Annotated in this window: 15 protein-coding genes; 10 read left to right on the plus strand and 5 right to left on the minus strand. The window is 46.3% G+C overall.

Annotated features, from left to right (window positions below; all coding sequences use genetic code 11):
• Window positions 1–3: 3 nt before the first annotated feature.
• On the plus strand, window positions 4–1,125 hold the full coding sequence (locus tag ACTRWF_RS06425) for an ABC transporter permease (RefSeq protein ID WP_024015456.1): 1,122 nt from the start codon (window positions 4–6) through the stop codon (window positions 1,123–1,125).
• Between the two features lie 128 nt (window positions 1,126–1,253).
• Window positions 1,254–3,347: a TonB-dependent siderophore receptor gene (locus ACTRWF_RS06430; RefSeq protein WP_462835261.1), complete on the plus strand. Its 2,094-nt coding sequence runs from the start codon at window positions 1,254–1,256 to the stop codon at window positions 3,345–3,347.
• Here the strand turns inward: ACTRWF_RS06430 and ACTRWF_RS06435 are convergent, their stop codons facing one another.
• Window positions 3,348–3,578 (minus strand): sensor histidine kinase, encoded by a 231-nt coding sequence (locus ACTRWF_RS06435; RefSeq protein ID WP_151281248.1) that lies wholly within the window; start codon window positions 3,576–3,578, stop codon window positions 3,348–3,350.
• 235 nt (window positions 3,579–3,813) lie between these two features.
• Between ACTRWF_RS06435 and ACTRWF_RS06440 the strand changes: the two genes are divergently transcribed.
• From ACTRWF_RS06440 to ACTRWF_RS06450, 3 genes are all read left to right on the plus strand, one after another.
• Window positions 3,814–4,371 carry a hypothetical protein gene (locus ACTRWF_RS06440; RefSeq protein WP_020745150.1) on the plus strand — a complete coding sequence of 186 codons (558 nt, stop codon included), beginning with the start codon at window positions 3,814–3,816 and terminating at the stop codon, window positions 4,369–4,371.
• Between the two features lie 395 nt (window positions 4,372–4,766).
• The gene (locus ACTRWF_RS06445; protein ID WP_462835262.1) at window positions 4,767–7,493 is read left to right on the plus strand and encodes a TonB-dependent receptor domain-containing protein; all 2,727 of its coding nucleotides are present in this window, start codon (window positions 4,767–4,769) and stop codon (window positions 7,491–7,493) included.
• Between the two features lie 151 nt (window positions 7,494–7,644).
• On the plus strand, window positions 7,645–8,163 hold the full coding sequence (locus ACTRWF_RS06450; RefSeq protein WP_020745151.1) for a hypothetical protein: 519 nt from the start codon (window positions 7,645–7,647) through the stop codon (window positions 8,161–8,163).
• 68 nt (window positions 8,164–8,231) lie between these two features.
• Here ACTRWF_RS06450 and ACTRWF_RS06455 read toward each other — a convergent pair whose 3' ends face one another.
• Window positions 8,232–9,452, minus strand: a complete 1,221-nt coding sequence (locus tag ACTRWF_RS06455; RefSeq protein WP_462835263.1) for an acyl-CoA dehydrogenase family protein — start codon at window positions 9,450–9,452, stop codon at window positions 8,232–8,234.
• Window positions 9,453–9,547: 95 nt separating this feature from the next.
• On the opposite strand from ACTRWF_RS06455, the gene ACTRWF_RS06460 reads away from it, so the two are divergent.
• The 4 genes from ACTRWF_RS06460 (at window position 9,548) to ACTRWF_RS06475 (ending at window position 14,022) form a co-directional block, all read left to right on the plus strand.
• Entirely contained in the window at window positions 9,548–10,483 is a 936-nt protein-coding gene (locus ACTRWF_RS06460) for a LysR family transcriptional regulator (protein ID WP_020742618.1), read from the plus strand.
• Window positions 10,484–10,570: 87 nt separating this feature from the next.
• Entirely contained in the window at window positions 10,571–11,332 is a 762-nt protein-coding gene (locus tag ACTRWF_RS06465; protein ID WP_012516657.1) for an MBL fold metallo-hydrolase, read from the plus strand.
• 189 nt (window positions 11,333–11,521) lie between these two features.
• Window positions 11,522–12,913, plus strand: a complete 1,392-nt coding sequence (locus ACTRWF_RS06470) for a YcjX family protein (RefSeq protein WP_462835264.1) — start codon at window positions 11,522–11,524, stop codon at window positions 12,911–12,913.
• Complete coding sequence (locus ACTRWF_RS06475) at window positions 12,910–14,022, plus strand: DUF697 domain-containing protein (protein WP_462835265.1); 1,113 nt, start codon at window positions 12,910–12,912, stop codon at window positions 14,020–14,022. Before ACTRWF_RS06470 ends, ACTRWF_RS06475 begins: the two co-directional genes overlap by 4 nt.
• Before the next feature lie 9 nt (window positions 14,023–14,031).
• Here ACTRWF_RS06475 and ACTRWF_RS06480 read toward each other — a convergent pair whose 3' ends face one another.
• A complete protein-coding gene (locus ACTRWF_RS06480) occupies window positions 14,032–15,258 on the minus strand; it encodes a threonine/serine exporter family protein (protein ID WP_012516660.1) in 1,227 nt (408 codons plus the stop codon).
• A gap of 415 nt (window positions 15,259–15,673) precedes the next feature.
• Between ACTRWF_RS06480 and ACTRWF_RS06485 the strand changes: the two genes are divergently transcribed.
• On the plus strand, window positions 15,674–15,868 hold the full coding sequence (locus ACTRWF_RS06485) for a hypothetical protein (protein ID WP_232362933.1): 195 nt from the start codon (window positions 15,674–15,676) through the stop codon (window positions 15,866–15,868).
• Here ACTRWF_RS06485 and thiH read toward each other — a convergent pair.
• Entirely contained in the window at window positions 15,849–16,985 is a 1,137-nt protein-coding gene (gene thiH, locus ACTRWF_RS06490) for a 2-iminoacetate synthase ThiH (protein ID WP_462835266.1), read from the minus strand. The two genes, ACTRWF_RS06485 and thiH, sit on opposite strands and share 20 nt — an antisense overlap.
• Complete coding sequence (locus tag ACTRWF_RS06495; RefSeq protein ID WP_020742623.1) at window positions 16,982–17,752, minus strand: thiazole synthase; 771 nt, start codon at window positions 17,750–17,752, stop codon at window positions 16,982–16,984. The genes thiH and ACTRWF_RS06495 overlap by 4 nt, the downstream gene beginning before the upstream one ends.

Here is a 17,752-nt window from a genome sequence, read left to right on the forward strand (position 1 = left end):
ACCGTGGATATTAAAAATGTAGGCCAGCTAGGTGTAAAAGAACTTTGGAGCTTATGGCGCGACCCAGCCATGCTTATTCTTATTGTGTATGTGTTTACGGTAAACATCTACACGGCGGCCACTGCGGTACCTGAATCTTTGCACAACGCGCCCATTGCCTTTGTCGATCACGACAATTCGCAGATGTCTAAGCGGGTAATAGATGCCTTTTATCCTCCTTATTTTTTAGCGCCAGATATTATTGAAAGTAATGAGGCCGACACGTATTTAGACACGGGCAAGTATACCTTTGTTGTGACCATTCCCCCAGAATTTGAAAAAGATATTATGGCTGGGCTACAGCCCGATGTTCAGGTCAACGTTGATGCAACACGTATTAGCCAGGCGTTTACTGGTAATGGTTACATCACAGAAATAATCACCAGTGAAGTGAATACTTATTTACAGGGTTATAAATCCGACATCGATTACCCTGTCGAGTTGATCATGCGAGCCCGATTTAATCCAGCGCTAGAAGGTTTTTGGTTTGGCTCTGTGATGGAGCTCATTAATGCGGTAACAATGATCGCCATAATTCTGTCTGGGGCTGCGCTTATTAGAGAAAAAGAGCGTGGCACTATAGAGCACCTGCTGGCTATGCCAGTTTCAGACAGTGAAATTATGCTGTCTAAAATATTAGCCTCGGGAGTAGTGGTTTGGGTTACTACTTTGTTTTCTGCTTATTTTATTATTCAGTGGGTACTCGCCGTCCCCATTAACGGCGAAATATGGCTTTTCATGGTGGCTGTTGCCCTACAATTATTCGCCGTCTCGAGTATGGGTATTTTCATGGCTACCATTGCGCGATCTATGCCACAGTTCGGATTGTTACTTATATTAGTTTTACTGCCCCTACAGTTGCTATCTGGTGGGGTAACACCAAGAGAAAGCATGCCTGGGTTTATCCAAAACACCATGCTACTTATGCCAAACACGCACTTTGTGATGGTATCGCAAGGGGTACTGTATCGCGGTGCCGAGCTAAGTGTGGTGTACCCTCAACTTATTGCGCTATTTGCTATTGGGTGCATATTTTACTTTATCGCTTTAAAGCGTTTTAAAAGCACCATTGGCAGCATGGCGTAGCGTTAGCAAGTTGAACACGGTAATGTAAATAGCAATAATTATCATTTAAATTTGGTTTTCTTTAATTTATACTGCGTGCGAAAAATAACCCAACACGCTTAACGAAAAAGTTAAAAACAGAGAAAACCATGAAACTATCTAGCCTATTTGCACTAACGCCACTTGCCCTTGCGCTGTCAGTACAAGCGCAAACACCCCAAACAAATACTGACGACGTTAAAGAAGCCGACGTAGAAAAAATTCGTATTGTTGGCGTTCGTCAAAACCGCGTAAGCCGCGGTGCTACGGGCTTAACCATGGAAGTCAGCGAAACGCCGCAGTCTATAAGTATTCTTTCTGAAGACTTAATGCAGTCGTTTGGTGCGTTTAATATTAACGATGCGCTAAAGCTAGCGCCGGGTATTAACGTAGAAGAGTGGGAAACCAACCGTACCAACTACACGGCCCGTGGTTTTGAAATTAAGAATACCCAGATAGACGGTGTGGGCCTGCCGAACGACTGGGGTATTGTTACCGGTTCGGTAGAAGCGTATGGCTACGAAGAAATTGAAGTGATTCGTGGTGCCAACGGCCTGCTAACCGGGGTAGGTAATGCGTCGGGTACCATTAACTATGTGCGCAAGCGCCCCACCAATGAAGAAGGCGGTGAAATTGGTGCAAGTATTGGCTCTTATAACTTTAAGCGCGTGCAGGGCGACTATTCTATGCTGCTTACTGAAGACGGCAGCTGGGCAGCCCGCGTAGTGGGTAGTGTTGAAGATAAAGAGTCGCACCTTGATGGCCTAGAGAACGACCGCAGCTTTGTTTATGGTGTTATTGACGGGCAGCTAACCGATAACGCCACGGTAACGTTTGGGCTGTCGTATCAAGATGCCAATACCGACGGCAACACCTGGGGCGGGCTAGTGTTTAACTACACCGACGGCACGCAAGCCGAGTGGGACATTAACGACACTACCACACAAGAGTGGACGAAATGGGATACCGAAACGACCAATGCGTTTGTTGAACTAGACTATGTGTTCGACAACGACTGGCAGCTACTGCTTAGCTATAACTACCGCGATTTTGAAGATCAGAGCAAGCTGTTTTACGCCTATGGCGCTATTGATAAAGACACCGGCCTAGGCCTTGTTGGCTGGCCAGGTCGCTACGATTCAGAGCGCGATTCTCACCTAGTAGAAGGCCGTGTATTTGGCGATTTTGAATTATTTGGTCGCAACCACGAAGTGAACTTTGGTGTAAGTCACGCTACTAGCGACGATGTGTCTTTTGTTCATGCATTTGATTATGCTACTACGCCTGCCTATGGCCCAACGCCTGCGTTCCCTTATGCGTTAGATGCCATTGCAGAGCCTGATTGGCTTGCGGCTGCCGAGTACTCAAACATAGAACAAACGCTAACCCGTTATTTCGGTTCTGCACGTTTCAGCGTTACCGATGAAATGCATGTTATTGCTGGTTTCAACGCTATTGATTTTGAGCGCACAGGGCAAAACGCTGGTGCGGTTATCGATAACTCAGAAAGCGAAGCCAGCCCCTACGTTGGTGCTACCTACGCGGTAACTGAAGATGTGAACGCGTATGTAAGTTATTCAGATGTGTACCAGCCGCAAGAGCAATACGACATTAACGGCCAATACCTAGACCCAACAAAAGGTCAAAACTTTGAGACGGGTGTTAAAGCCCAGTGGTTCGACGACCGTTTATTAACTACATTCGCTTACTTTACTGCAGAGCAAGACAACCTAGCCGCCTACGCTGGAACCAACCCAGAAACGCTACAATATTACTATGAAGGTGTGTCGGTAGAGTCTGATGGTTTTGAAATTGAAGTGGCGGGGCAGGTAACCGATGCACTGCGTGTTAATGCGTCTTATACCGCTATCGACGTAGAAGACGAGCAAGGTAACGATGCTAACCTATGGGCGCCGCGCGACGTAGTAACCTTCCAGCTAGCGTACACAGTACCGCAAGCACCAGAGGTAGAAGTAGGCTTTGGTGGTCGTTGGCAGTCTGAGATAAGTAATGTTGATTATAACGTTGAACAAGGTGCGTATTTCTTAGGCAATGTGTACGCATCCCGTGCATTTACTGAAGACCTAACCGTTCGCATGAACATCAACAATATCTTTGATAAGAAGTACATCAACAGCTTACACACCGTAGGTTACTACGGTGCAGGTATTAACGCGCAGCTAAGTGCTTCGTATAGCTTTTAATTAGCCAACTATCGCTTGGCTATCAGCAAGGGGAAGCTCTACGGTGAACGTGGTGCCTTCTCCTTCCTTACTCTCTACTGAAATACTGCCATTGTGTTTCTCAACTATGCCGTGGCTAATGGCTAAACCAAGCCCCGTGCCCGTGCCCACTTCTTTTGTGGTGAAAAAAGGTTGAAACAGCTTAGTTAAGTTATCTGGCGAGATTCCGCAACCATTGTCTGCAACGTGAATTTTTACTGACGCATCTAGCGGCGCGGGTGGCCACTACCCCCAAATTGCTTGACAGCTTTTTAAAGCTTGATGCCATACACGAACGTAAAAAAGTGTGTAAAAAAGCAGGAATGAATGGCGAATAACAGTGTAGGCTTAAAGCTGCATGTAATAGCTATCGGCTAAATTACAAGCGCCTTGCTTAATATTTGGGCGTTTGCTAATGTGATGTCATATCAAAGAAAAAGGACCTTTTATGAAACACGCATCAATGGCTTCACTCTCGTCTGTTTTTAAGGCGCTTGGCACTGCTTTGCTACTTTCTGCATCAGGCTTTTCGCTTGCCCAAGCAGACAAGCCAGAAACGGATAAAAAGAGCATGGAGCGAATAGAGGTTGCAGGGCAGAAAACTATTGCTCAGCTTAAAAATGCGTTTGATAAACAACGGTTTGAATTTTTAGATTTATATAACACCATCAACGAGACGGCTAAGTATGACGTGCTGTGTAGCTATCACCGTCCGATAGGGTCGAAGATAGCCAAAAAACAATGTGAGCCACGTTATTTGAAAGATTTTCGTGCTATCGCAACGCAAACGGCAATAATGTCGTCTTCTGCCCCCGGCTTTGATATCAGCCGTCTTCCGACAGATGATCACATCATTTTCCTCACAAAGGATCAGCGCGAAGATGCTTTTGAGCATGTGGCAGCGCTAGTAGCTACGCACCCTGAATTGTACGAAAGCTTCTCAAAGCTAGATGCGCTACATCAGCATATCGAAGAACGTAAAGAGCAAACGCGAAGCGGCGAATAGCTTTCTTGCTACAAGCTAAATTAAAACGCGGCCTATCTTATGTTAGGCCGCGTTTTTATCGTTAGACTTGTTTAAACACCAACACACCAAACTGACGAGGCAAACCAGGTGCCGCTAATCGAGCATCGCTTCCTTCAATGCTGCCTGTATCAATCTACACTTTCCAACAATCGCCAAAACAACATTATCCTAAAGGCTAATATAAATTTTGCCTAATGAGTGATAATTATCTCATCAAGGTGTATTTTTTAGTTTATCTATTCTAATTTTAAGATGCTTATTAGATTGGGTGTCTCATATTCTTTTAGCCGTCGCTAATAGGCATTAGTTTCCTACGCCAATAATAAAAATATTGAAACCATATAAAAAACAACACGTCTTGAAGGAGAAACACAGTGGATCAAGGTAACTTCCCTAAGGGGAAAAAACTTAATCGAATAACCTCAGCCGTTATTGCTAGTTCATTACCGTTTTTTGCGGCGATGTCAGCGCCTACGTTTGCGCAAGATGCAGAAGAAAAAGCAGAAGATGTTGAAAATATCATTGTAACCGGTACGCGTATGAGCAACCGCTCTGCGGCTGACTCTCCGGTACCTGTAGACGTAATTACTGGTGATGAGTTCCGTCAAAATTCATCAAGTGACGTGCAAGACATGCTGCGTACTAACGTACCGTCGTTCGATGTAAACACACAACCGATCAGTGACGCGGCTACCATTGTGCGCCCAGCTAACATGCGTGGTCTGTCGCCAGATAACGTATTGGTATTGGTAAACGGTAAACGTCGTCACCGCGGCTCTATTATTTCTTTCCTAGGTGGTGGTATTTCTGACGGTGCGCAGGGTGTAGATATTTCGGCAATTCCATCACTTGCGCTAAAACAAGTAGAAGTGCTTCGTGACGGTGCATCGTCGCAGTACGGTTCAGACGCTATCGCAGGTGTACTTAACTTCTTGCTTCGCGATGATAATGAAGGTTTTGAGTTCCGTGCAAACTATGGCTCTACCTATGAAGGTGATGGCGACAACTACACTATTTCAGCAAATGCTGGTTTCTCGCTAGGTGCAGACGGCTTTGTAAACATCACAGGTGAAATTCGCGATGTTGAAGGTACTGTACGCTCAGTAGTGCGCGACGATGTACAAGGTATGGTTGATGCGGGTTACTTAAGCCAGTCAGACTTTTCTACTATCAACACCTATACTAATGAAGTACCGCAGTATTGGGGCCAGCCAGACGTAGAAGACGACTATAAAGTTTTCATCAACTCAGCGTACGAGCTAAACGATAAAGCCGAGCTTTACCTATTTGGTAACTATGGCAAGCGTACAGTTACTGGAGGTTTCTTCTACCGTAACCCGGTAACTGAAGGTAGCCAGCGCGGCGGTGTATACGCAGGCCCATTGGTTGACCCACTAACAGGTTTAGCCGACCCAGACGGCGTTCATTCAGTGCTTGTGGGTGACCTTGATGGTGTTGGCGTAGGTGGAAGCTGTATCGACGGTATTCCAATTGGCGGTGAAGGCAATGTATTCCCAGACCCTACATTCCTAGCACAAGTACAGGCCGACGATAACTGTTTCTCGTTCATTGAAACTATCCCAACAGGTTTTGTACCGCGCTTCGGCGGCGATAACGAAGACATGGCGTTTACCGTAGGTGTACGCGGTGACTTAGAAATTGGTAACGGTTTAGGCTATGACTTCAGTGCCCAGCGTGGTTCTAACCGTACAGATTTCTTTATTCGAAACACCATCAACGCGTCGTTAGGCCCAGCAACGCCTCGCGACTTTGTGCCTGGTGGGCAAGAGCAAACCGAAACTCTAGTTAACCTTAACTTTGTATACGGTGTAGATGTAGGCTTGGCGTCTGACTTAAACGTAGCGTTTGGTGCAGAATACCGTAAAGAAGAGTTTGACTTATATGCAGGTGATGAAGCGTCTTACGCACTAGGCCCGCTAGCAAGCCAAGGCTTCTCGTCTAGCTCGAACGGTTTTGGTGGTTTCCCTCGTGATACCAGCTCATCACAAGACAGTACTGCAGTTTATGTCGATTTAGAAGCTGACGTTACCGATCAACTAACCCTGCAAGCAGCGGTACGCCGTGAAGATTTCAGTGAGTTTGGCGATACTACCGACTTTAAACTTGCAGGTATTTTCCACGTAACTGACGACTTCCGTTTACGCGGTGCGTACTCAACCGGTTTCCACGCACCAACTGCGGGGCAGGCGAGTATTACTAACGTTACCACGCAAAACGTGAACGGCGTGTTGATTGACCAAGGTACGTTGCCATTGTCATCAGCGGCAGGTCAGCTAGCTGCTGACTTCATTGAAAGCCAAGGGAACGGTCGCCCAGACTTAGGGCCAGAGGAAGCGGTTAACTTCTCATTTGGTGCGTCAGTTGATGTGGCAGATATGAGCTGGACCATCGACTTCTACAACATCGAAATGGAAAACCGTGTTGCGCTAGGTGCAAACGTAAACTTCCTGGATGCGCTTAACTTTGCTGGTGGCGGTACAGACTACGCAACCGTATCTGAAGCGCTTACCGAACTTGATGCGTCGGGCATTATCGACCGTTCAGACTTTATTGGTTTGGATGACTTGTCGCAGTTCCGCTTCTTCTCTAACAGCTTCGACACCACTACACGCGGTATCGATATAGTAGGTAACTACAGCTTTGATTTATGGGAAGGTAATTCACGTATTACGCTAGCGGCGAACTACAACGAAACCGAAGTGGACGATGTAGGTACGCTTAATCCAATTGGCGAAGGCCGTGTTGCTGCAATTGAAGACTTACTGCCAAACCTTCGCGGTAATATTTCATGGACACACACCCAAGGCGCACTACGCACTCTAGTACGTGCTAACTATTACGGTGGTTGGGACGATACAGGTAATGGTGTAGACGGTATTGATGCAGCTATCTTGATAGACGTAGAAGCCAAGTACTCTTATAGCGAAAACCTAGACCTTGTGATTGGTGTGAACAACTTGTTTGACGAATACCCAGAAGAAAACCCAAGTGCAGGAAGCTTAGGCCAGCTTTACTCAGAGGCTAGCCCGTTTGGTTTCAACGGTGGTATGTGGTACGTACAGGCACGTTATACTTACTAAGCCAGACAAAGCTAATTAACAAGCTAACTAGCTAGTTTATAAACAAAATTTAATACCGCTTCTTTGTTATAAGACGCGGTATTTTTTTGACTAAAACTCGTTCGGCTGCTAGTTTGAAAAGTGTACAAGTAAAACAACGAGGATGTTAATTGTGATAAACCCACGTAAATACGGACTGCATGTATTAAAAACTACAGCGCTTTCGTTTGCGCTCGCTGCAAGCTTTCAAGTAACTGCGCAAAACGATAAAGAACGCGTTGAAACCATTGAAGTATTCGGTCAAAAGACCACACCGCAACTAAAAAGAGCATTCGATAATCAGCGCTTCGAATTCTTAGAACTTTACAATAGTATAAATGAAGTCGCGAAGTTCGATGTTATCTGTAAATACCAGAAACCCATTGGTAGTAAAATTGCCCGTAAAAGCTGCGAACCCCGCTATGTGAAAGACTTTCGCGCCATGAAGATTCAAGCCTCTTCTACCGGCCCGGGTATCGACTTTAATCGCTTACCTAGCGACGACGATATTCGCTTTCTTACTAATGACACGCGAGAAGAAGCTTTTGAGCATGTTGCCGCGCTCATTGCCACGCACCCAGAACTGTTCGACAGCTTCAGTAAGCTAGACGCGCTGCATCAGCGTATTAAGCAGCGCGAAGAAGAGAACTAGTTCTTTTCGAAATGAAGTAAAACCAACAAAAAATGCGGCATTAAGCCGCATTTTTCGTATTAGTTTTACTACTGATATTTTTTGAGTTCTAGGCGAGATACCATGCCTTTGTGCACTTCGTCAGGGCCGTCAGCCAAGCGAAGGGCTCTTGCGCCAGCCGCAAAACGGGCGAGCGGGAAGTCGCTACACATGCCCGCGCCACCGTGAATTTGTAGTGCCATATCCACTACGCTTTGTAGCATATTTGGCACAACTACTTTAATGGCTGAGATCTCTGTCATAGCGTGTTTAACGCCAAGGTTATCTATTTTCCACGCCGCGTGAAGGGTAAGCAAACGCGCTTGTTCTATCGCCATGCGAGCATCAGCAACACGCTCTAGGTTGCCGCCTAAACGGATGATAGGCTTACCAAAGGCAACCCGTTCGTGACCGCGTTTAAGCGCAAGCTCTAACGCTTTTTCGGCCATGCCGATAGCGCGCATGCAGTGGTGAATGCGGCCCGGGCCTAAGCGACCTTGTGCTATCGTAAACCCTTTACCTAAACCCATTATGATGTTGTCTTTACTTACCCGAACATTATCAAAGTGCATTTCGCCGTGGCCGTATGGCGCATCGTAATCACCGTAGGCATCTAGCATACGCTTGATGTTAATTCCTGGTGTATCTAGCGGCACTATCACCATACTGTGGCGGCTGTGCTTGTCGTTGTCGGGGTTCGATAAACCCATGAATATCGTGAATGCTGCGTTAGGGTGGCCTAAGCCTGTCGACCACCATTTCTTACCGTTAATAACTACGTCGTCGCCGTCTTCAATGATGGTTGCGGCCATGTTAGTGGCGTCGGACGATGCAACGTCAGGTTCGGTCATGCCAAACACTGAACGAATCTCGCCAGCCAGCAGGGGTGTTAGCCACTGTTCTTTTTGTGCATCGTTGCCGAAGTGATAAAGCACTTCCATGTTGCCGGTGTCAGGCGCATTACAGTTGAATATTTCAGGGGCAAAAAGGTATTTACCCATGCGCTCAGCCATTGGCGCATATTCAAGCGTGGTAAGGCCCTGGCCTAGTTCAGCATCGGGTAAGAATAAGTTCGCTAAGCCCGCTTCACGTGCTTTGGCTTTAAGGGCTTCTGTACCAGGGTGCAGCTTCCAGCTTTTCCAATCGCCGTGGTTATTTTCTTTGTGGTGAAAGTCGTAAACTTCATTTTCGATTGGCGCTATATGCTCAGCAATAAAGTTATCCAGCTTTTCTAGCAAGGCTTTTGTTTTGTCGTTATGTGAAAAATCCATAGGGCACCTGTTGTATAATTTATTAAGTTCATACTAGTGAAAGTTGTTTAGTGAATGAAATGAAATATAATCTCTAAATGGTGTGAATTTTATTCATGGTGTTGTGGGTGTTAGAGCACAGACAATTTGAAAAGCTAGACCTAAACCTGCTTAAGGTGTTTGAAGCACTCTGGCAGCACAGAAACATGACTCGTGTGGCCGAGGCGCTGCACATTACGCCGTCGGCAGTCAGTCATGCTATGCGCCGGTTTCGGGATATTTTAGGCGACCCGCTTTTTGTAAAAGAAAAACAAAGTATGTTGCCTACCGCTGCCTGCGAACGTTTAGCTCCCGCAATCCTGAAAGCGTTGAGCGATATTCGAAAAGCATTAGGGGAATTTGTTGATTTCGACCCGTTACACAGCCATCAGCGGTTCGTTATTGCCATGCAAGAGTCGTTAGAGTTAGGTGTTTTACCTGCACTGCTTTCAACCCTTGAGAAGCAAGCGCCTAATATTGAAATAGTAAGCACTCGCTTACATCGTGACACTATGCTGGCAGACCTAACTAACCGAAAGCTGCATTTAGCTATTGATATTGGCCGTGCCGTTGCTGCGCCTATTTCGCATTCCCTATTACGTCGCGATACCTACAAAGTGCTCATGAATAAGCAAAACCCATTGGCACAGAGTTTAGATAAGAAAAGATATGTAGCGGCGCGGCATATTACGGTGTCTAACCGGGCTAAAGGGGCGTCGGTGGAAGAAATTGCGCTGCAACAGTTAGGCGTAAGCCGCCCTTCTTTGTGGCGCTGCCAAAACTATCGTGCTGCGGCAGATGTGGTGGCTAATACTGATGCGTTACTCACCTTGCCGGGTTCGGTGGCCGATGCAGTGAATGACGACAATTTGATTAGCACCAAACTGCCGTATCAGCTACCTGAATTGGAAACCCACCTTTACTGGCATAGTCAACAAGAAGGCGAACCAGGGCTAATGTGGTTGAGGGATTTAATGCTACACTTGTTTGCTGAATCTGGTCTTACCAGATAGTCTTTGGTAGAGTTTACGACCGTCGCGGTTGTGCTGACGTAGAGCGGCGTATACCACCGTGAAAGAATGGGTGAAAAGGAAGTTGTTATGAAGATTCACACGCTAAAAGGGTACATTCAACATATTTACCTAGCTGAAGATAGCAAAGGTCTGCTTTTGCTGGACGGGTGTAGTCGTGCTGACGTAGACACCGTGTGTAATTACATAACACAAACCTTGGGTCGCCCGCTGGCTGATTTAAAGCTGATTGTGGTTACACATATGCATCCTGATCACGCCGGTGGGGCCATCAAACTTCGCGTGCGCACAGGGGCGCAGGTGGCATGTCACCCCAAAGCGATTAACTGGTATAAAGGGCTTGCTGGTCGTACGGCCCACGGTATCGATTTGCTGCTCACGTGGTGGGTGGCAAGCCGTATAGGAAAGCCCCGTTTACCCATTTGGTATAACCCAATTCTTACGCCAGATATCACGCTTAAAGATAACCAAACATTACCCGGTTTCCCTGACTGGCAGGTTATATATACCCCTGGGCATACCGATCACGATTTAACGCTAATGCATGCGCCTACGCAGCAGGCGTACATTGCCGATGTGTTAGTTAAAGTGAAAGGCAAGTTGGTACCGCCATACCCTTTATGCCACCCTAATCAATACCGAGAAAGTTTACATAAACTGGCGCAGTCACAAATTGATACATTCTTTTGTGCTCACGTACCACCCACTAAACGCGCCGATATTGATTTTGAGCATGTAATGGATAATGCCCCTCGAAAGCCAAAGAACCACTGGCATTCCAGCAAAAATCGTATAAAGAAGAAGCTGTTTAACCAGACCAATGAACACTAAAAACGGTAGACGTTTTTTATCGTGTGAAGCCCACTTAGCTGGCACTGCCCTTGCTTTTATTACCTAGCAACCACATTACTCTTTTATATCTATACTTAACCCTATATTCACGATTATGCGAAGGTGTAGCCTTTTCGTTAGGTGAATGGCAAAGGAACTAAAGCTGCAAAGGCAGAATACAAACAAATAATGCAGAAAAATATCGCTACGTTTTTTGACAAGACTCGGGAAATAGCGTCGCTAACTGGCGACAAACTAAGTAGTGCGTTTAACAAAGAAACGCACCGTTTCACCATAACGGGGCTTAGTCGAAGTGGTAAATCTATGCTGTTTACCAGCCTTATTATCATGCTTAAAAGTCGTAGTGAAGAGGGCTATGCGTGTTTGCCCTTGTTGCGTTATTTACCGCCCTCCCAAGTGCTTGATATGCATATAGAGCCTATTGATGGCTATAAACCTTTTCCTCATATACAGAATATTGAAGACCTGGAGAACGGGCAGTGGCCGAAGGCTACTGAAGAAGCATTTGGCTTTAAACTAGTGGTGCGCCTAAAAGAAACAGCCTCACTAAAGCGCCATGTATTGCCGCACAGCGACGTAGTATTTGAATTTATCGATTACCCCGGCGAGTGGGTAACCGACATTCCTATGTTAAGTAAAACCTATGCGCACTGGTCAGATTCTGCATGGGCACAGCTTAGTAGCGGGCCGCAGCAGTATTTTGCTAATCAATGGAAAGCGTTCGTTAATCAATTCGATTTCGAGCAGGAGCCAACGGAGCAGCGCATACAGCTACTGGTTAACGCTTACCGCGATTATTTGGTAGAAGCCAAAGCGAACGGCATATCTTTACTTCAGCCGGGCAGTTTTTTGTTGGAATCTAGCGACTTTGATTGGCAGGCATTTGGGTTTACACCACTGCCGTCCAGCATTACCAGCGACGTGTCGCACCCGTGGTTCAACATATTCGATAAGCACTTTGCTAAGTTTCAAAATGGATGGTTAACGCCGTTAAAACAGTCCATTTTTAAAGAAACGGATAAACAAATTATTCTGGTAGATTTGTTTGAAGGGCTTAACCACAGCAGGCAGCATTTGTATCAGTTAAAGGAAACCCTAAGCCATTTGGCCGATACGTTCGTGTACGGGCAAAGCACGTGGTTTTCACGTAATGTGTTAAAGAAAGAGCAAATAGGTAAAGTGGCGTTTGTGGCCACCAAATCCGATCTTATCCCGGTTAGCCAGCGGGGCAATTTACTGAGTTTGTTAATGCAAATTACCGAAGGGGCCAGAGCACGGTTCGATGGTAAACCTATCCAGTTTGAACATTTTTTAGTGTCGAGCATGCAAGTGACCGACGATGGCAGTAATGAAGATGCTATTCGCTATAAAGACACCGATGGTCGCTATGTTGAATCTACGTTCGAGCCCATTCCTAGAACATTGAAAGAGATGGAAGAGGGCAGCCATTTCCCTGTACCAGATGTAAGTGTGCCAAGCGATTACAAAGCACGTATTTTGGCCGGCAAAGGCGTAGACAGATTGCTTCAGTTTTTACTGGGCAAAGGAGAGCAAGAGTGAGCGATAAACCTTATAAATTTGACGAAAGCCCAGAGCCGACTCGATCGTCTAATATTAGCAACTCGCCCAATATCAGAAGCGAAGCGCTTTATGGCGCGAATAGCGACCAGCAAGATGAAGCAAATACGAAATCTCAAACAGCGTCTCCGGGTGAACAAAATAGTAGTACGGTAAACAAGCCGCAGTACAAAACCAAAGTTAAAACACAAACCTTAGATATCGCGCAGCCTGAAACCAAGCTACCGCAGCAGGTTACTGAGGATGTATGGGAAGTCGAGGCCAAAAAAGGCGGCATTTCGTTAGGTGCAGCAACCTTGGGTTTCGGTGTAATTTCATTATTGGGTTTCTTTGTTTTTGAAGCTTATACCACCCTTGTTGCAAATGTTTCTGAACACCCCATTGGAACCGGTGTATTAGGTGCGCTGCTGATAGGTTTTGTTAGCTGCTTTAGCTTTTTAAGTTTTAAAGAATGGCGTGGCTATAAGCAAGTTAACACGGCAATGAAAGACGCTAGCGTTATCCGAAATTTGTTGGCTAATAAGGGCATAGAGCCCTTAGCGGGTAATCAGCCCTCAGCGGAAAACCAGCCCTCGCCAGAGAAAATAGATCGCGTGTTGAACCAGCACGGAAAGCGCTTTTCCCAAGGGTCTTACGCGGCGCATTGTTTTGACCGTTATCAACAGCAGCTTCAAGACGATATGACCGGGCCAGAGCGATTAGGTCTTTATGAAGATACTGTGCTAAAACCGGTGCAGGAAAAGGCCTACAAGGTGCTAAATAAAGAGTCGGTAACGGCGGGGAGTTTAGCGTTCATTAGCCCCAATAACCTTATTCAAACCTTTGCAGTGGTGTGGATTAGCTTTCGCACTATTCGTCGCATGGCTCGCGTGTATGGGCTAAGACCAAGTACCGCGGGGAACTGGAAGTTGCTAAAAGTGTTGGCGCAAAACATTGCGGCGCAGGGGGTATTCGACTTAGCAACCGACGAAGTAGCCAATCAAATTGGTGGCAGCTTGTCGGCGAAATTTATGGAAAATTCGGCTGAAGCCATTGCCGCTGGCGCACTTAACGCCCGTTTAGGACGGGCGCTGATCAAGCTGCTTAAATAATAATGTTTCTTATAGCGCCTTTTTCGTAGGCATAACAACGTTGGCAAATATCAGCCCTGCCACTAACGACATGAAGATAAGAAACACTTCTTGGCCTAAATGATCGGCTTTTACAAAGTCTTGGCCCGTCATAAACGAGTTTAAGCCAATGTAGGTTTTCGACCCCGGCACTAATACAATTAGCCCGTGCATCGCCACAATAGTAGCGGGCTGATTGGCAATGCGGGTAAACGCATTAGCAAAAATACCCAACGCAAATGCACCTACGAAAGCGCCTAGCCCCGGGCTCATGTAATCTGAACTCCACGCCGTTGCGCTGTATGCGATAAACGCCGCTGCTAATGCCCAAGGTATGTGCTTAAGGCGGGTTCTAAATATTGCAACTAGCGCAATACACAATAGGAATACAGCAAGCCAAGTCGCCCAGTAAGGTAGTGACTCTGCTGGGGTATACACGTTTTCACCAAACACGCTAAAACCTACCGATACACCTAAAAATGCACCAAAATACAGTTTGAATAACTGCATAATGGCGTCCATGGTACGAGCGGTGCCCGACACCATATTGCGCGAAGATAGTTCCGCTAATCCCATAGTCAGGGCAAGGCCTGGCACAAATACAATCACCGACGAAAGTACAACTAGGGGAATGTTCATCCCCGGGTCGATATATCGGCTGATTGCGCAAGTTAGAATGCCGCCTACGAACGCGGTGACCGGCTCTAACATCAGGTTTACCCGTTTAGATTGCTGTGCCCATAAGGTCCATAAGTACGCCACTATCCCCAGTGCTGCAGACCAACCTATTTCACTCCAGCTTGCACCCATTAGCATAGCGAATGCACCTGTTGCCATGGCAAACGCCGTTCCGGTAGATAACTTACCGTAAGGGCTACCCATGGCATCTATTTCATTTAGGCGCTTATCGGCTTCAGTTAGCGATAGGTTTCCCGATAGCAACTCGCTGGCTAATTCATCGGTTAGCGACAGTGCATTCATGTCTAGGTCGCCAGGCTGTAATCGCGCAGCATGGTTGTATTCGTCTTCGTGACGGTCGCTCCAGATAACAAAAGTTAGTGACGTGGGCGTCGAAATAAATGAAGCGTGTACGCCCAGATATTTGGCGACTTCACCGAGGTAAGCTTCAAGACGGAACGCAGGCGTACCGTACTTGTGCAGCATTTTTCCTAGCTTCACTATAAACTTACGAATTTGAATAAATTCAACGGTATCCAACGCACTGCCCTTAAGTTTTGATAACTTTAATATGAGATAAATAAGACAAAAAAGCCAGACGCATAGGAAAAGAGTCTGGCTAAAATTTGGGCGGATTCTACGGAGGGTTTTACGTGAAAGCAAAACAAATTTTTTATTTATTTTGCCTTAAAAAAACTAATGTTTTCGCTCAAACCAAACGCTTGGTATCAAGATCAAAAATAGCTATTTATACTATAACGAGGTAGAGTTATTCGTTATGGGAGGTGTATATGTCGCATACTGTTTCAAAAAATAGTAACCACAGGAAAGAGAGGTTTGCTCCTAATATTCAAAACTACGAGGTAAGTCTCAGTTACGAAGGTTTGGAGTTAAAGAAAACCAATGAGCGCAAGACTATTGTCGATTTAAAGCGAAAATATGCGAGATAAACATTATTCATCCTTTTAGAGAGGGTAACGGTAGAGTACAGCGATTCTATTTTGAAGAATTACTATTTGTTCTGGGCTATGACATTAACTGGCCTAAGATTTCTCAGAATGCTTGGATAGAAGCTAACATTGCTGGAGTCCACTTTGACTTGTCACCTTTAGAAAAAATTTTTGCCGAAGCTATGTCGGCGAGAGCCTAAAGGGCATCCAATCTTTCCAAACGGGCTCTAATCCTCTCGCCGAAATCGCGTTTACCACTTCTGGCACCGAACGATTGTCATCAATATCAAACTGATTTAATGCCTGTGAGGGTTCGCTGTAGCCGCCTGGCTGCGTTTGTGACGCGGCACTCATAGATGTTATACCCAGCGGCATTACGCCATCTCTAAACGCGGCCGATTCACGGGTAGACATTGATAGTTCGGCTTGTGGGTTAAACAGGCGGTGGGCACAAATTAGTTGTAGCAAGTCCCGCTCATTTGGCAGCTTGCTGTTGGTAAGTGCATTCCCGCCAGTGTTGTTACCTTCACAGCTGCGAAGTCTAGGAAAGGCGATAGATACGCGGCTTTGCCAATAATGCTGCTGAATCAACTTACCGTGAAGGGCGGTCATAGCACTATCAACTCGCCAGTCACCTAAACCAAGTAGCGCACCTATGCCTATTTTATCAACACCGGCTTGGCCTAACCGGTCGCTGGTTTCCAAACGCCATAAAAAATCCTGTTTTTTCCCTCGCGTATGATAGGTTGCGTACTGCTGGGGCGAATAGGTTTCTTGATACACCAAAACAGCATCTAACCCCTTCTGCTTTAGCGTTTCATATTGCTCACGCTTTAGCGGCTGCACTTCCATCATGAGGTAGCTAACTTTGTCTCGTATAGCGCTAAGGGTTTGCTCAAAATAGTCCATACCTACTTTGGTTTCGTGTTCGCCAGTTACCAGCAACACCTGAGAAAAGCCCATATCTTTAATAGCTTCAATCTCGGTAAGCACTTCACTTATAGATAGGGTTTTGCGCTTTATTTTGTTGCTCATGGTAAAGCCGCAATAGGTACATTCGTTGGCACACAGGTTCGACAAATACAAAGGCACGAATAGCTGCATGGTATTGCCGAAACGATGGCGGGTGAGTGCTTGAGCACGACTTGCCATCGCCTCCAAATAGGGTGCACCAGCAGGGGAGATAAGCGCCATAAAATCATCTATTGAAAGTGTGCTGGCATTTAAAGCTCGCTCTACATCACTCGCGGTTTTACTGTTAATCAACATAGCTAGATGAGCTAAGTCTTGCTGCATTAGCGCTTGTGCTACCTTCATACTGTTGGCTCCAAAAAGGCGGTAAGCGGGCTAGAGGCCAGCGCCACGTTACTGGTTGCGCCCAAACCCGCCTCAAAAGCGCAACGGCCTGTTTCAACGGCGCTGGCAAAGGCTTTAGCCATAGCCACAGGGTTTCTAGCGGTGGCGATAGCCGTATTGACCAGCACAGCGTCTACGCCCATTTCCATGGCAGCCATAGCCTCGCTGGGCTTGCCAATGCCTGCATCAACAATTACCGGTATCGACGCTTGCTCAACAATGATCTTCAAAAAAGGAGCAGTTTGCAGCCCTTGATTGCTTCCAATGGGCGCACCCAATGGCATAACGGCTGCACAGCCTACGTCTTCTAAGCGTTTACAAAGTACAGGGTCTGCGCCGCAGTATGGCAGTACGTTGAACCCCTTTTTTACTAAGGTCTCGGCGGCCCGAAGGGTTTCAATGGGGTCGGGCAGTAGGTAACGCTGGTCGGGGTGAATTTCTAGCTTTACCCATTGGCTACCCAGTGCTTCATAAGAAAGCTCGGCTGCAAATACGGCTTCTTGGGCATTTTTAGCCCCCGATGTGTTAGGAAGTAAGGTAACCCCTAGTTCGCGTAGTGCCTTTAACGTTTCGTCTTGTGCGTTATTACTCGCTACGCGCTTCATGGCCAGGGTCACAATGTTGCTTTGAGCAGCGCTCACAGCACTTTTCATAGTGGTAGCGTTACTGAATTTTCCTGTGCCGGTTAAAAGGCGTGATGAAAAAGTATGCTTTGCAAGCGTTAGCAT

Source organism: Alteromonas sp. G5_S2_22_S1 (assembly GCF_054968525.1).

Bases quoted from the DNA above. Each gene is read 5' to 3' on its own strand.
- thiH (WP_462835266.1), bottom strand. From the start codon at position 16,985: ATGAAGGTAGCACAAGCGCTAATGCAGCAAGACTTAGCTCATCTAGCT.
- ACTRWF_RS06455 (WP_462835263.1), bottom strand. From the start codon at position 9,452: ATGGATTTTTCACATAACGACAAAACAAAAGCCTTGCTAGAAAAGCTG.
- ACTRWF_RS06470 (WP_462835264.1), top strand. From the start codon at position 11,522: ATGCAGAAAAATATCGCTACGTTTTTTGACAAGACTCGGGAAATAGCG.
- ACTRWF_RS06440 (WP_020745150.1), top strand. From the start codon at position 3,814: ATGAAACACGCATCAATGGCTTCACTCTCGTCTGTTTTTAAGGCGCTT.
- ACTRWF_RS06495 (WP_020742623.1), bottom strand. From the start codon at position 17,752: ATGCTAACGCTTGCAAAGCATACTTTTTCATCACGCCTTTTAACCGGC.
- ACTRWF_RS06430 (WP_462835261.1), top strand. From the start codon at position 1,254: ATGAAACTATCTAGCCTATTTGCACTAACGCCACTTGCCCTTGCGCTG.
- ACTRWF_RS06460 (WP_020742618.1), top strand. From the start codon at position 9,548: ATGGTGTTGTGGGTGTTAGAGCACAGACAATTTGAAAAGCTAGACCTA.
- ACTRWF_RS06465 (WP_012516657.1), top strand. From the start codon at position 10,571: ATGAAGATTCACACGCTAAAAGGGTACATTCAACATATTTACCTAGCT.